Source organism: Shewanella sp. P1-14-1 (genome assembly GCF_001401775.1).
Lineage (GTDB): Bacteria > Pseudomonadota > Gammaproteobacteria > Enterobacterales > Shewanellaceae > Shewanella > Shewanella japonica.
On record NZ_LKTL01000034.1, the window covers coordinates 1 to 16,222 of the forward strand.

Sequence of the window (16,222 nt, forward strand, 5' to 3'; positions counted from 1 at the left end):
GAAACCTGTCGAGCTGAATAGCAATTTTTGTCATCACTATCGCCATAGAAACAAACCGTTATTTCAGTGGCTATTCGACACGATTGAGGCAATAATTAAACAACATTCATCAAAGAGAAACCTGTAAAATTAGCACTTTGCTGGATGAATAAAATCGATAAAAGCTTTAGCTGCCGGTGTCAGTTTGCGGCTTTTTAAATACACTATGCTGAACGATGCTCTTATATCTGGCATATCGGTTATCGGCAATGCGACAAACAAGCCATTAATGAGCTCTTTTTTGACCGAAACATCTGGTGCTAAAGAAACTAAGTCACATTCGCTCAATGACTCTTTAATTGCTTGAAACTGCTCAAATTTCACTAAACCAGAAAATCCTTTACGATACTTATTGAACAGGTCGCCAAATTGATCATATAGGGTCTTAGGTAAGGCAGATGGAATAGCAATGGGATACTGCTTAATATCAGCTAAAGTCAGTGGATTTATTCGTGTTAATGGATGCGCTTTACGACAGCAAAAAATAGCTTGAAAACTCGGCAGCGGCACCACCTCAATATCATCTCTTTGTTCTAATTCTGTCGCTTTAGTTTCAGCAATAAATAGCGAGACTTCAGCTTTGCATAGCTGCTGATATAGCGATAACCAATTACCCACTTTTAATTCTACATTCACATTGGGAAATGTATGAATAAACTGCCCTATACTTGGCCCGACGATACTGTTTAATGGAATAGCACTAGCACCAATAATTAATTCACCGGTTTCAAGCCCTTGAATCGCTTGTATCTCACGCTTTAAAAAATCGACATCGCGTATTATTCGGCTGCCATGTTCCACAACAATCTCACCAAATGGCGTCAATGTCACAGAGCGAGAAGTTCGCTCTAATAATTTAGCCCCGAGTAAGTCTTCCATTTTTTGGATACTTCGAGATAACGAAGGTTGGGCTAAGTTTAATTCCAGTGCAGCTCGATGAAAATGTTTTAAATCAGCAACAACAAGAAAATGTTTTAAATGACGCAATTCCATAACAAACCCAATTTAAATAAGAATACAAAAACAATTAATCAATAGCATTCACGTCAACCTACTATTAAAAAACAATTTATAAAAACAAATTAAAAATATTAGAAAGTAATTTATTAATTTAATATTAACTATAAACACAATAACAAATCAATATAAATAACCCCAAAAGTAAAACCATCATAACCCACTGTTTTTAATGGACATAAACAAATTGCGACACGTATCAATATGTATCAATTAATCTACAGTTAATCGATTACTTATAAACATCAAACCGATTCAAAAAATGTATTAATAAAATCATAGACAGAATATTAATTAATAGTTTTTGTGCATCATTAAATGCTTAATTTCGCATTGGATTATTAATTAACAATTTTGCAAACTCTATTTAACTGTCAAATATATTCATTTGCAGTTATTAAAATAATAATTAATAGGGAAGCATCATGAAATTAAAAAAATTATCACTCATGACATTGGCTGCAATATATGCGGGCGGTGTTGGTAGTGTTGCTGCAAGTAGCCCTTCATCTGCAAATGATAATGTGCAATTGCAAGGCGTTAACTTAATGGAAATGTACCTCGCCCAGAAGGAAACTCAGGCAAGAATGGGTACCGATACAACTGCGCCGCTTCGACGTGGTGACATGCGCAACATTCATTTCCAAGCTAAGCAAGCAAAAGACAAGTTTCAAATTGAACAAGACATTGTTGGCAAACAGACCTACATAGTAAGAATGCATGGCAATTCTGTAGCAACTTACAAAGGTGATATTCCAGGTTTACAAGCAACTCAGGCTACACTCAATAATAAAAATACCAAACTATTCACAGCGGGAGTCGCCACTGGCGCAAGTATTAATGCCATTGATGCTTATACCAATCACTTACTATCAAAACAGCAAAGTCTTATTCAAAAAGCGGGCTTAGAGGTAAAACAACAATTTACCTTAGCTGCAAACGCTTTTACCGTTGAAATGACCCAAGAAGAAGCAATGCAGCTGTCTACTATGTCAGAAATTGCCTACATTCAACGCTCAAAAGTTTATCAATTACATACCGATGTTGGCCCAGAGCACATTGGCGCAACTGGCGTTTGGGATGGCACTTCCACAGTAGATGGCGCAGCCTACAAAGGCGAAGGCATGATAGTGGGTATTATTGACACTGGCATCAATACTGATCACCCTTCTTTTGCAGCCGTAGGCGGTGATGGTTTTGAACACACGAATCCATTAGGCAAAGGAAATTACCTAGGGGATTGTAGCCTTAAAGAGTTTGCAGCACGATGTAATGATAAGTTAATCGGTGTATATACTCACAAAGACATAACTGCTGAATTTAAAGATGAATGGGGAAACCCATTAGCACCAGATTTTGGTGAAGATTTTCAAGGCCATGGTAGCCATGTAGCAAGCACAGTTGCGGGTAATGTTTTATATGATGTAGATGTCGTTGGTTCACAACTTGGCGGCGGGCCTGGTGACCCTATTGGCGTGCAAATGCCATCAATTTCAGGCGTTGCACCACATGCAAATATCATCTCATACCAAGTGTGTATGGTAAGTGGCGGCTGTTCTGGCGATGCCATGTTATTTGCTATCGAGCAAGCGATTAAAGACGGTGTTGATGTCATCAACATGTCAATTGGTGGCAGTGAAAGTTTCCCGTGGGATGATGCGTTTGAAATGGCGTTTCTTTCGGCCCGAGAAGCGGGTGTCGCTGTTGCACTATCTGCAGGTAATTCTGGCGCGGCAAATGGTGAAGACTCACTTTATACCGTAGACCACACATCACCTTGGGTGTTGAACGTTGCAGCAACGACTCATGCACGCTCAATTGCGATTGAAGATAAAGCACTAGATAATTTTGTCGGTGGCGACGAAACGTTAGTTCCCGATAGGCTGAATGCCGCTGGTATTTCAGAGTCGTTTACCGGTAACTTTGTTATCGCCGCTGATTTTGGTGATGCACGTTGTAATTCACCTTTCCCTGCCGATACTTTCCAAGCGTCAGACATTGTTATTTGTGAACGTGGTGATATTGCACGCGTTGAAAAAGCTTCAAATGCAGCAGCAGGTGGCGCGGGCGGGTTTGTACTTTATAACACTTGGGATGAAGCCGATGACGTCGCTAATGACACTTATGCAATACCAGGTGTACATATCACGGCAAATCAATGGTATGGCAATTGGCAAACGAAAGGCCTTCAACCTTGGCTTCAATCAGGCAGTGATTTACAAGGCACCATTACCGCATCGACAGCTACGCGCGTTATCACTCCAGAAAATGCAGATCAACTAGCGAGCTTCTCATCTCGTGGCCCATCAAGCACTATTGAAGAGCTATTCTCACCTGGAATTGCGGCGCCAGGGGTCGATATTTTTGCCCCTTGGAATGATGAAAATCCATTAAACCCGCAAGCAGATACCCGTAATTATAACGCTATTAGCGGTACTTCAATGGCAAGTCCACATGTTGCAGGTGTTATGGCCTTAGTGCGTCAAGCAAATCCGAGCTGGACAGCATCAGAAGTACAATCTGCATTACAAATGACCGCCAATAGCCAAGCGATTAAAACCGTTCATCCTTTAGATAGAAAAGTTGAAGTCGCAGGCCCATATAGAGCAGGACATGGCCTAGTCAATGTTGAACACGCGATTAACAGTGGTCTTGTCATGGATGAGACTGCAGATAACTTTCGCAGAGCTAATCCACAAAATGGTGGTCAGGTGCGTGAGCTTAATTTACCGCAACTCATTAATAAAGATTGTGGTTTAAGCTGTAGCTGGATCCGTACAGTTAAAGCAACCCGCGATGGAACATGGAGCGTTGAAGCCCTATATTCTGATCGCTCGCCTCTGTTTTGGGATTTTACCTTAGATCCAACCGCAAAAGTTAACGTGACTCCATCAACCTTTACCCTTAAAGCTGGCGAAACGATAGACTTAACCATCACTAGCCTATTTAAAGAGTCAGACATGGCTTGGTACGATGGCACAGTTCAAACGGCTGCGGGTGAAATTCAATTCACATCTCAAGATCAAACCATTCCTGCTGCACATTGGCCATTTTTGGCAACGTACAACGGAAAAACACTGCCGAACACCATCAATATTACCGCAAACGATGACCAATCTCAGCACGTGATAGCTGATGTCCCGTTTGGCGCACCTGGTTCGAGTTTAACTGGTGTTGCATATACTCCCGTTGAAGCAACAACCGAAACCTTTGATCTACCTCGCCGTCAGTTTAGTGCGATAACCATTGATGAAGAATTTTATTGGGATACCACACTACCTAACATCAAAACCTTCGTTGTCGACGTACCTGAAAACAGCGCGGTTTTACGTGCTGAATTATTAGGTCGCGTTGCCTCTGATACTGACCATCCATTTAACCAGTACCTTCAATCAGATGTTTATATCTTTAGAGATTTCAACAATGATGGGCGTTTACACCAATCTGAAGCCATTTGTGGTTCAATGCTTGGACAAACAACCAAAGGTCAATTCTGTGCTTTAGAAGAGCCTGAAGCGGGTGAATACACAATCTTAGTAATGAGTGCCTACCCATTATTCCCATACGATAATGTCGATACGATTGAAATGGCCCATGTGGTGATTCCTAAAGAAGCTTCATCAGCTATTAACCTTAATTTTGAAGATACTAGCGAGCTAAATTCTTCATTAACTATCGACTGGAATATGGAGATGGAACAAGGAAAGCATTACTACTCAGCTGCTGCTATTTCAGCAGGTGATAATGCGCCAGGTTCTTTAGCAATCGTTCCGTTAAACATTAAGCGCGATGTGAATAGTGTTTCAATTAATAGCTCTCAAGATGCTGCTCGAGTAGGCGATATTATTGATGTGAGTGTTGTGGTTCAGCCTAACTTATCTGGTAATGACCGTTCTTTAGAGCTCGATGCAACATTATCGGCAGGTCTTAAATTAGTACCAGGAAGCATCGCTGCAATTGAAGGGCTGAGTGAAACTGAAAACGGTTTTAGCTTATTACGTAGTCAGCTTGATACCTCAGCACGTGAAACCAATTACACCATTACCACAAACCTTGAAGATGCCATGTGTCGTACACCATTGGATATTGACTATCCAGATGGAACACCCGTAGATGGTGGGTATCTAGACTTGGCAAAGTTTGGCATTAACGTGTCGTGGGGTAGCTTCTTTGAAGCGACTGAATGGGGTGGAAACTGGGTTCATGATGTTGAAATGCCTCTAAACGCTGGTACATTAACCCCATTTGATAATCAGGATTATTTTAGTACTGACTCTATGATTCTAAGTTCTAAAGGTTGGTTGCAATTAGATACGGGTAACTATAACCCTTGGGATTTTGTCCCTATGAATATGTACTTAGAACTACCAACTAATGAATATTCAACTCCACCTGATTTCATCATTGCGCCTTTATGGGGCGGCTTAGATGCTACAGACCCTATGGCCATGTTTGCTCCACAGAAGTGGACATTGGCTATGTATGAGCAAAGCTGGGATATCAACCAAGAAAAAGGCGTGACATTAGCCTTTGCCGATGATTTCACCATCATTGAATGGAATAAAGCGGCAACTCATGACAAGAGTTGGGATGAAAACTGGAATACAGTAATAACACCAAGAAATGATAACTATGATTACCAAGTATTTTTGAAAAACAATACTGGTCATGCGCCAGGTGAATATGAAATTATCATGGCTTATGACAACATTGATTTTGCAGGTGAATCGAGTGAAGGTTCAATTGGTGTTCGTGGATATAACGGCCCACGTGGCACGTATGGCCCATTAAAAGGCCACACAGGTGTGAGCTATGCCTTCAATGATCTTGAAGACAAAGTGTCTAGCAACCTAGTGGTGTGTTATGACATTACTGGTCCAAGTGACAGTATTGTGGTTGTGAATATGCAAGCTGAAGTCACAACAGACGCCCTTGGCGTTAATCAAAGCGTCACCGTTACTGGTGATATCGAAGGTATTGCTAATGCCAATGCGGAGCAAATGATTAATGTCGCCTCAAATATCATTATGTCTGATATTAGCGATAAAATGATGGATGAAAACACCACATTCGAAGGTATTACCGTTACCTATGCTGACAATGATGGAGGCGTTTCAGCCAACACCATTACAGTTACGGGTGACAATATTACCGCGGTTGTGAACGGTCATACTTCAGGTTCAAGCTTTGACATTACGCCTGCAGCTGACTTTTGGGGTGAAACAATGGTCACAGTTACAGTATCTGACAACGTTTTTCCGAACGACATGAGCTCAACAACCTTCATGCTGACGGTAAACTCTGACGGTATTGAGCCAACGCCACCAGCAGCAGAAAAACCAATTGAGCCAGAATCACCCAAATCTGATTCAGGCGGTAGCTTAGGTTTATGGGGGTTGTTATTGATGTTGGGGTTTACGACCATACGTCGTCAAAAACGTCATTAAGCTCAATACCTTCACATAATATGTCAATGCGATATCGATAAAATCAGAAGGCCTTCAATTGAAGGCCTTTTTCGTTATGCAAACACATTATATAATCTGCTGTAAGCAACTCAGTCACACAATGCATGAAATCAAGCCAACACAGTTTCTTGCTTTTCATTTTGCATTGGTGACTCCAATTTAACATCCTCTGCACGCTTAACCAGAAAATCAATAAAACCCTCAGCGGCATTAGAGTGAGATTTTTCTTTTAACGACACCACGCTAAATCGTGCATAAATCAGTGGCATGACATAGGGTGACAATTCAACCAGAACGCCTTTTTCAAGCTGGCTTCTTACCGAAATTTCAGGAGTTAACGCAACTAAATCACCATTAATGATGGACTCTTTAATGGGATGAAATTGATCGAAACGCACCATACCCGAAAAGTCTTCTCGTTGTTGCTTAAACAAGTCCTCAAACGCATCGGCAATAGATTGCGGCATATGACGCGGGATAGCTAATGGATAATCTCTAAATGAAGGTAAAAATAACCGTTGTAGTTGCGTTAATGGGTGATTGGGGCGACAGCAAAAAATCACTTTAAATGGCGGTAATTTGGTTATCGTTAATAATTCACTTTTCTCAAGCTCTGTGACTTTGGTTTCAGCAACAAAAAAATCAATGTCACCGTATATCAACTGTTGATATAAATCTTCCCAAGGGGCGACTTTTAACTCGACACTCATATCAGCATAATGACGTAAAAATTCACCGACAATCGGTCCAACAAGGCTGTTTGAGGGGATTGGACTGGCACCTACTCGTAATTCTTTATCATCAACCCCTTGAAACAAGGTTACCTCTTGTTCCATTTCTTCGAATTCTTTTAAGATTTTCTGGCCATGTTTGAGTAAAACTTGCCCTAATGCAGTTACAAATACAGGTTTGGAGTCTCGGTTAAGTAACTGTCCACCAATCAGAAGCTCTAAACGCTTAATGCTTTTTGATAAAGAAGGTTGAGTGATATTGAGTATTTCAGCCGCTTTATTAAAGTTTTTTACTTCAGCAAGCAACACAAAATGCTTAATATGCCTCAGCTCCATTTACTTATCCTCCCCGATATTGAACATCTAAAAATCATTAAATTCGGCTCTAATTTCCAAAGTTCAAAACACATTAATTTTATTGTTATTTGGGTAACACGACCTTAGCAAAAGCAAATAACTAATCAATCACAAACCACCCTTCAATCTGTGACCATTTGTATCCCAAAGAACACTTTGAGGCCAAAAACAATAAACGCAACAACTTTGTAACAACTGAGCACCCTTTTAAATTGGAACTTCCTAACTCATTAAAAAACATAATGTTAAACCCCAAATAACAACATTAACAATCAATTAACAGATGTTATTTTGTATCTCTTATTCCATTTATGCATTCCTTTTGAGCATTTATGCATAGCCCAAAGACATTGGATGTGAATTGTGCTGAACGTTAAAAAGGAGCTGCAGGATTGTGCTTGACCTGTTCAAACAACAATAATAGGGAAGGTTCCATGAAACTAAAAAAAATAAGTCTAATGACGATAGCTGCAATATATGCAGCTGGGGCTGGCGCCGTTGCTACCCCCCCTCAACAAGACGGACCGTTATTGCTTCAAGGTATAGATGTAAAGCCTGTTGATATTTCAAATGAGGAATATCAACAAATGCAAGAAATACAGAGTAAATTGTTAAACCGCGAAGGGTTAACAACTGGGCCAAACCAACATAGAGCCATTAGTGCCAATATAAAAACGCCTTTTCATGTAGAAACGGACTTAGCGCCAGGTGAACATACATATATTATCCAATTAGCCGACCAACCTGTTGCAACCTACAATGGAGGCATTGCTGGCTACTCCGCTACTGCACCAGCCATCACCGCACAACAGTTTGGTAAGCAAACTAAAGCTAAAGTGAATACACAATCAACAGCAAGCCGCAGTTATGTAAACTATCTGCAAAACCAACAAGCGAGTATCCAATCTGAAATCAGCAGTAAAATTGGCGTTGCAGCCGATATTCGCCAGTCATACAAATACGCATTCAACGGTATAAGCATGCAATTAACTCAAGCTCAAGCAGCTAGAGTTGCTAACTTAAACGGCGTTAAAGCCATAACCCGTTCAGTTATTTTAGAGTTGCATACTGATGTCGGTCCGCAACATATCGGTGCTGACCAAATCTGGAATGGTAATGTCACCGAGGGCACTGAGTTTACAGGTGCTGGTATTAAAGTCGGTATTCTAGATACTGGTATAAACTCTAACCATCCGTCTTTTACCGCAATGGGTGACGATGGTGTCGCCATTTTAAACCCAATGGGTTCAGGTAACTATATTGGTGATTGTGAGCTCGAAGAATTTGCCAACATGTGTAATGACAAATTAATTGGTATTCGCTCTTACACTGAGATTACAGATACTTATGGCGACCCAGCATTTAAAGGTGAAGGTTGGTGGGGGAGCTGGGATAGAGCGCGCCCAGCTAACGGTGAAGACTACAATGGTCATGGATCACACACCGCATCAACGGTTGCTGGTAACGTATTATTTGATGTCGCTTACCAAGTTTCAGAAGCTGGATATGGCGATGAAATAACTGGTCGAGACACTGATCTTGTTTTTCCTCGGGTTTCAGGTGTTGCACCTCACGCTAATATCATTTCATATCAAGTATGTTGGGCTGGTGGTGGCAATGCTCCTTACGCTGGTTGCCCTCAAGAGACGACTTTGAAAGCCATTGATGATGCGATTGCCGATGGTGTCGATGTTATCAACTACTCTATCGGTGGTGCAGAGCAATTTCCATGGGAAGCACCTACCGAATTAGCTTTCTTAGCAGCCCGTGAAGCGGGTATTTCAGTAGCGACTTCAGCAGGCAATGCTGGAGATTACTGGATGGACCATGTATCACCTTGGGTTACCACAGTTGCCGCATCAACACACGGTCGTGTTATTACCTCCAATCCTAAAACCATTGATAATTTTGAAGGCGGTGAAGAGAGCCCTAGCCCTTATGGACCTATGAATGCTGCATCAATCACTGGTGCATATACAGGACCTGTCGTATTAGCGGCTGATTACAACGCCGATAATGCCAGCTGTGATACACCTTTTGATGTAAATACCTTTACTGCTTACCCTGATGGCAGTGCATTAACAGAGATGCCAATTGTTGTATGTCAACGTAGCGACCAACCTAGATCAGCAAAAGCAGATAACATTTTGGCTGGCGGTGCAGGTGGATTGATTCTTTATAATATCCAACAAGATTGGGAGTACCCTGTATACGAAGCCATTAAAGTAGAAGATTTCTACTCATTACCAACTGCACACGTCGGTGCATCTGACGGTACTAAACTCGTTACCTGGTTAGCTTCAGGTACTGGTCATCGTGCCAGTTTAAGTGATGCTTCTTTGTATACAGAAATGGGAGAAAGCGACTTACTAGCTGACTTCTCATCAAGAGGCCCAAGCACAACTAACCCAAATGTGATGACTCCAACCGTTGCAGCTCCAGGTGTAGATGTATTTGCCGCTTATGCCAACGATCGTATATTTACGCTTGATGGTTACGGCATGAACTGGGCAGCAATTAGTGGTACTTCAATGGCATCACCACATGTTGCTGGTGCAATGGCATTAATTAAAAATGCTCACCCAGATTGGACTCCTGCGGAAATCCAATCAGCACTCACCACCACAGCATCAGAAGCTAACTTTAGTTACGATCAAGGAGGCGCTGGAGTCATTAATGTCGCAGCAGCAGTTAACGCGACCTTACTGCTTGATGAAACCATTGATAATTACACCAACGCAAACCCAATGGCCGGTGGTGATGTGTCAAAGCTCAACACACCATATATTGTAAACCGAGACTGTAAAGGAAGCTGCAGCTGGTTCCGAACAGTTACAGCAGCCGAAGATGGTAGTTGGAATGTGACTGCAGAAGAAATGGGTTACATTGGTGCTTCAATGCTAGATTTAACTGTCACTCCAGCAAGTTTCTCCCTGCAAGCAGGAGAAACCCAGCGTATTATGGTGACAGCTAAATTACCTGATCTTGATTTTCAATCAGACTCTCCACTAGGCGCAGGTAACAGCGATGGTTATAATTTTTACGGTAAACTAACTTTATCACCAAGTGATAGCAGTAAGCCTGTTCAACGTATTCCTGTAATCACTACCTATAAGAAAGCTGATATACCTGTAAATATCCATGCAAAATTTGCTCGTGAACAAGGCACAATGTTGACACCGGATATGGTGTTACCAGCTTCATCATCGGTAGCCGCCACCGTCTATGGTATGAGCATGGGTGAGTCAAAAGAATACCACTTAAAAATGAATGAACTATGGCCATGGGACATTGAAGATTCATTACCTACAGCAGAATCTCAAATAGGCTACCGTATGTTTACAGTACCTGAAGGGACAAAGCGACTCGTGGTAGAAATCACCGATGAGGATAATGAAATCAGATACGCGTCTCGACTAGATCTTGGTCGTGATGTCAATAATGATGGAAAAATCCACTGGAGCAACGAGGCAATCTGTATTTCAGATTGGCGCTTACAAGATTACTGCGCCATCAATAACCCAGAACCAGGTCAATATTGGTATACCGTGACTAACATGAAATGGGGCCAAGGTTGGTATGATCCATATAATAAAGCGAATCGCATTGTGACGAACCTAGTCATGGTCAGTGATGAAGTAAGCTCTGAAGTGACTATTGATGGTATTGAAAGCAATGGTTTTGACCCAGTTAATTTATCATTAAATTGGAGTATGTCAGATGCTGTTGAAGGCGATATTTATCATGGCGTTATCGCATTAGGGACGGACTCTACAAACATGGATGATATTGGTATGCTGCCATTGCGTCTCACCCGTTCAGAAGATGAAGTGGTATTAAATAGCAGTCATACTGGCGCTCAAGTTGGTGATATTGTCGACTTTGAAATAGTTCACGAAGCTAACCTTAACGGCCTAGAACGTGAAGTGAACCTCAATGTGACGCTACCAGAAGGTATGACCTTAATTGCTGACTCGGTGCGTGGTAATGAATTCTTTGAAACCCTTGAAAGTAATGTTGATGCAAACCAAGTTAGCATTAGCGGAATGCAGGCTTCATCACGAGATTCAGAACGTCGCTATGAATTCACTACGAGTCTTGAAGATGACATGTGTCGCCTACCTTTTTCTGATGCAACTCACTTCCTAGACTTGGAAGCTATTGGGGTTGACCAACTACCAGGTTTTAGTAATCAGTGGGATCAGCGCTTTGAAATTCCAGACTTTGTTGGATACGACAAATACTTCCCGCACATCCCACTTTATGGTGTAGCTGCGGAAGATACCGACAACATCATCACCATTCAAGGTGACGGTTTAATGAGATTTGATGCCCATGCCCTATTCTCATTACCTGGAGAGTCTCTTGTATGGGACGGTGCTCGTGACTTATTGATTGCTCCTTTCTGGTTCAAAAACGGAGTTACCATCAATGAATCAGGAATGGACTTAGCAACTTTTACTCCATATGAATATGGCGTTTATGCTGCAGCACTTAATCAAAATCAGTACCTAGCTATCCAATGGAAACGCATGTATGGCTCTATTCCAGGACCATGGGGTAATGAAATAGATTATGACACCCACTATGAGTTTACAATGTTGGCCTCTGCAGACATTGATTTTACCCCGAACACTTATGAAATTATGTTCGCGTACAAAGAAATGAATGAAGATAAAGGTAAACATACTGTAGGCATGAAAGGCTACGAAGGTGTGCGTGGTTTCTACTACCCTGTTAATGGTTACAACTTTGATGAATACGCTATTAATGAGCCTGAAAAGTTAGCTAGTGACATGGTGGTATGTGCTAACTATCAAGGTCCTGAAAGTACTCGTCTTGTTACACGTTTCTCAGCAATGGTCAATACAGCTGCAGTTGGAAGTAATAACGAAGTCACCTTAACTTCTGAGCTGACTAATGCCAATACTGTGACACGAATTATTCCTGTACCTGTTGGTAGCAATATCACAGTTTTTGATATCGCTAACCACGAAATGGATGAGAATAACGTTATGGAAGGGTTAACCGTTGAATATATGCATAGTGAAGGCCGGGCAGTTGCAATGATGGCATCAGGTGAGAATGTTTCTATTGAAGTAGATGGAATGAGCTTTACTATCACTCCAGACACTGACTGGCATGGTGAAACTGAAATCACTGTAACAGTTATGGATGCAGCAAACGAACATGATCATGCCAGCACTAGCTTTATGCTCACTGTAAACTCTGATGGTGTTGATTCAACTCCACCAGCAGAAGAAGTGGCGCCAGATGAAGCGCCAGCTAAATCTGACTCAGGCGGTAGCATGGGGATCTTTAGTCTGATTTTACTTGGTTTACTAGGCGCAAGTCGTCGCCGTAAACTACACTAAAATAGCGTTCCAAAACTAGTGTTTGGGCCTTCTTTAAAGAAGGCCCTTTTTTATGTTCGCGATTAAATTAGCGGAACCTGTTCAAACAAATCAACGTGGATTAAACTGATTTCACTTCTTCATCAGTAAGGTAACGCCACTCACCTTCTAACAGGTCATCTTCCATTTCAATTTTACCTATGGCTTCACGATGCAGATTAATCACCTTATTGCCCACAGCTGCAAACATACGTTTAACTTGGTGATACTTACCTTCACTTATAGTTAGTCTGGCATGAGTAGCATCAATAATGTCAAGTATCGCTGGTTTAGTTAGGCCATCTTCATTTCGTAATTGGACACCTTCAGCAAAAGTCTCAATTAACGCTTCATCCAGTGATTCAGCGACTTCAACATAGTAGCGTTTGCCACAGTCTTTTTTAGGTGAGGTAATCTTGTGAGACCACAAGCCATCACTGGTAATTAATACAAGGCCGGTTGTGTCCACATCCAAACGCCCAGCAATGTGTAACGTCTCAACTTTTTCGATATCCATTAAACTCAAAACAGACTGGTACTCTTCATCAATAGTTGAGCAAATGGTATCGACAGGCTTATTCATCATAATGTAGCGTTCGCCAATAACCTCGATTTTGCGTCCTTCAATGCAAACCTCAGTATCGGTGCCCACTTTAAAGCTGGCATCTTTAATCACAACGCCGTCACAGGTCACTTCACCTGACTTCAATACTCTTTTTGCTAATGAGCGAGTCAGCTCAGTACTTTCACAGATAAATTTATCTAAACGCATTACTACAACCAATTACCAAGTCTAATGGGTCACTATTATGAGGGCTCAATGAATAAATGAACATCAAATCTTCCACAACCTGTGTTGAGCGGTAATTTTTAGTTACATATCTCCCTGCTAAAAGCTCACATTTTATCAACAAAAGTGGCTAATCCACTTGTTAATTGCCCTTTTGAGCACTTAACATGGACTTCACAACTATAAAGACTGATTTTCTATTTGCACTTTCTTGTTTTAACTCCAATAAACAGAAAGGGTAAATGAAAAGTCAGCATTCAAAGTCCATGAAGGGCTTATTATTACAATGCAAAGGAAACAACATGAAAAAGCTTGTTATTGGAGGGCTTTGCGCCTCTTTGATCGCTGGACTCAGCGCATGTACAAATGAAGTTGAAAATACATCTAAAACGGCGACAGCAGAAGCTGTTCAAGCGGCGTTAACTTCAGGGATTGATTTTCAAAATATCGACAAGTCAGTTCGTCCTCAAGATGACTTTTATGAATACGTAAACGGAACCTGGTTAAAAACGGCTGAGATCCCAAGTGATCGTACTAATATTGGTGCGTTTTACGATTTACGTGAGAATGCCCGTGAAGACGTTAAAGCCATTATTGAAGAAGTAGCAGCAATGCCAACCCTTAAAGCGGGAACAGATGAGCAAAAAGTGGCTGATCTTTACCGTGCCTTTATGGACGTTGAAACCCTCAATAAATTAGGTGTTACACCAATTCAACCTGAGTTCGATAAAATCGCAGCAATTGATTCTAAAGCTGACTTAACCAACTACTTTGCATACAGTCAAGTCAATGGTTACGGCACTCCGCTTGCGTTTTACATCAATGTTGATGCAAAAGATTCAACTCGTTACGCCACACATATTTGGCAATATGGTTTAAGCCTGCCTGAAAAAGACTACTACTTTAATACCGAAGAGCGCTTCGTTAATATCCGTAATGAATTCGTCGCCCATATTGAGAAAATGTTCAATTTAGCAGGTCTTGAAAATGGTAAAGCGGCAGCTGAATCAATTTTAGCCCTTGAAACAGCCATTGCAGAAAAGCATTGGGATGTGGTTGAAACACGTGACAGTACCAAAACATACAACAAAATGATGGTATCTGAATTAGCTGAAATAGCACCAAACATTGACTGGAAGCAATACTTAGCCACTATGGGCGTTGCTGAGCAAAAAGATATCATTATCAACCAACCAAGCTATGTTAGCGGCCTAAGTGACGTGATTGGTGAAACTGATTTAGCAACACTTAAAACCTACATGACATGGAATGTGTTAACCCATGCAGCAAGTAACTTATCTGAAGAAATTGACGCCGAAAACTTTGCCTTTTTCTCTAAAACCTTAAATGGTCAAGAGCAACAAGAGCCTCGTTGGAAGCGCGGTGTAAATACCGTGAGCGGCACTTTAGGCGAAGTCGTTGGTAAAGTGTATGTTAAGCGTCACTTCACCTCTGCAGCTAAAGAGCGCATGAGTGAGTTAGTTGAAAACCTTCGCGGCGCATACGGCACAAGTATTGATTCACTGGATTGGATGAGTGCAGATACAAAAGTTGCAGCAAAAGACAAACTGGCCAAGTTTAATCCTAAAATTGGCTACCCTGATAAGTGGAAAGACTACAGTAAGTTAACCATCAAAGGTGATGATTTAGTTGGCAATGCACAACGTGCAAGCGTTGAAAGCCACAATAAAGATATCGCAAAATTGGGCGGCCCAATTGATAAAGGTGAGTGGCACATGACGCCGCAAACCGTTAATGCTTACTACAACCCAACCATGAATGAAATTGTATTCCCAGCGGCAATCTTACAACCGCCATTTTTCAATATGCAAGCTGATGATGCTGTTAACTACGGTGGTATTGGTGCGGTAATTGGTCACGAAATGGGTCATGGCTTTGACGATCAAGGTGCTAAGTTTGATGGCGAAGGCAACATGCGTGATTGGTGGACAGAATCTGATTTAGAAGCCTTCACTGCGAAAGGGAAAGCGTTAGTATCACAATACAACGGTTATCAAGTATTTGATGACTTACACGTGAACGGTGAACTCACCTTAGGCGAAAACATTGGGGATTTATCCGGTGTCACTATTGCCTATAAAGCTTACAAAATGTCGCTAGATGGCAAAGAAGCACCGGTCATTGACGGTCTAACAGGTGATGAGCGTTTCTTCATGGGCTTTACTCAAATTTGGCGAGTAAAAATGAAAGAAGAAGCATTACGTAACCGTGTTGCGACAGATCCCCATTCACCTGGTCATTTCCGTGCATTAGGTGCACTGTCAAACATGCCTGAGTTTTACAGCACTTATGACGTAAAAGAAGGCGATAAAATGTATATCGAACCTGCTAAACGCGTCAAAATTTGGTAATGCTATAGAGCAATTGTTATTCATAAAGGAATAGCAGAATATCTAAAGGACATCT

Annotated in this window: 6 protein-coding genes; 3 read left to right on the forward strand and 3 right to left on the reverse strand. The window is 41.4% G+C overall.

Features of this window, described 5'->3' with window-relative positions:
• Nucleotides 1–129: 129 nt before the first annotated feature.
• Complete coding sequence (locus AN944_RS19120; RefSeq protein ID WP_055026248.1) at nucleotides 130–1,032, reverse strand: LysR family transcriptional regulator; 903 nt, start codon at nucleotides 1,030–1,032, stop codon at nucleotides 130–132.
• 449 nt (nucleotides 1,033–1,481) lie between these two features.
• On the opposite strand from AN944_RS19120, the gene AN944_RS19125 reads away from it, so the two are divergent.
• On the forward strand, nucleotides 1,482–6,503 hold the full coding sequence (locus tag AN944_RS19125; protein ID WP_082420066.1) for a S8 family serine peptidase: 5,022 nt from the start codon (nucleotides 1,482–1,484) through the stop codon (nucleotides 6,501–6,503).
• A 131-nt stretch (nucleotides 6,504–6,634) separates the two neighbouring features.
• Here AN944_RS19125 and AN944_RS19130 read toward each other — a convergent pair whose 3' ends face one another.
• Complete coding sequence (locus AN944_RS19130) at nucleotides 6,635–7,591, reverse strand: LysR family transcriptional regulator (protein WP_055026249.1); 957 nt, start codon at nucleotides 7,589–7,591, stop codon at nucleotides 6,635–6,637.
• Between the two features lie 455 nt (nucleotides 7,592–8,046).
• Between AN944_RS19130 and AN944_RS21990 the strand changes: the two genes are divergently transcribed.
• The gene (locus AN944_RS21990; protein WP_055026250.1) at nucleotides 8,047–12,987 is read left to right on the forward strand and encodes a S8 family serine peptidase; all 4,941 of its coding nucleotides are present in this window, start codon (nucleotides 8,047–8,049) and stop codon (nucleotides 12,985–12,987) included.
• Between the two features lie 100 nt (nucleotides 12,988–13,087).
• Here the strand turns inward: AN944_RS21990 and rsuA are convergent, their stop codons facing one another.
• Nucleotides 13,088–13,777: a 16S rRNA pseudouridine(516) synthase RsuA gene (rsuA, locus tag AN944_RS19140; protein WP_055026251.1), complete on the reverse strand. Its 690-nt coding sequence runs from the start codon at nucleotides 13,775–13,777 to the stop codon at nucleotides 13,088–13,090.
• A gap of 320 nt (nucleotides 13,778–14,097) precedes the next feature.
• On the opposite strand from rsuA, the gene AN944_RS19145 reads away from it, so the two are divergent.
• Nucleotides 14,098–16,167 carry a M13 family metallopeptidase gene (locus AN944_RS19145; RefSeq protein WP_055026252.1) on the forward strand — a complete coding sequence of 690 codons (2,070 nt, stop codon included), beginning with the start codon at nucleotides 14,098–14,100 and terminating at the stop codon, nucleotides 16,165–16,167.
• Nucleotides 16,168–16,222 lie beyond the last annotated feature (55 nt).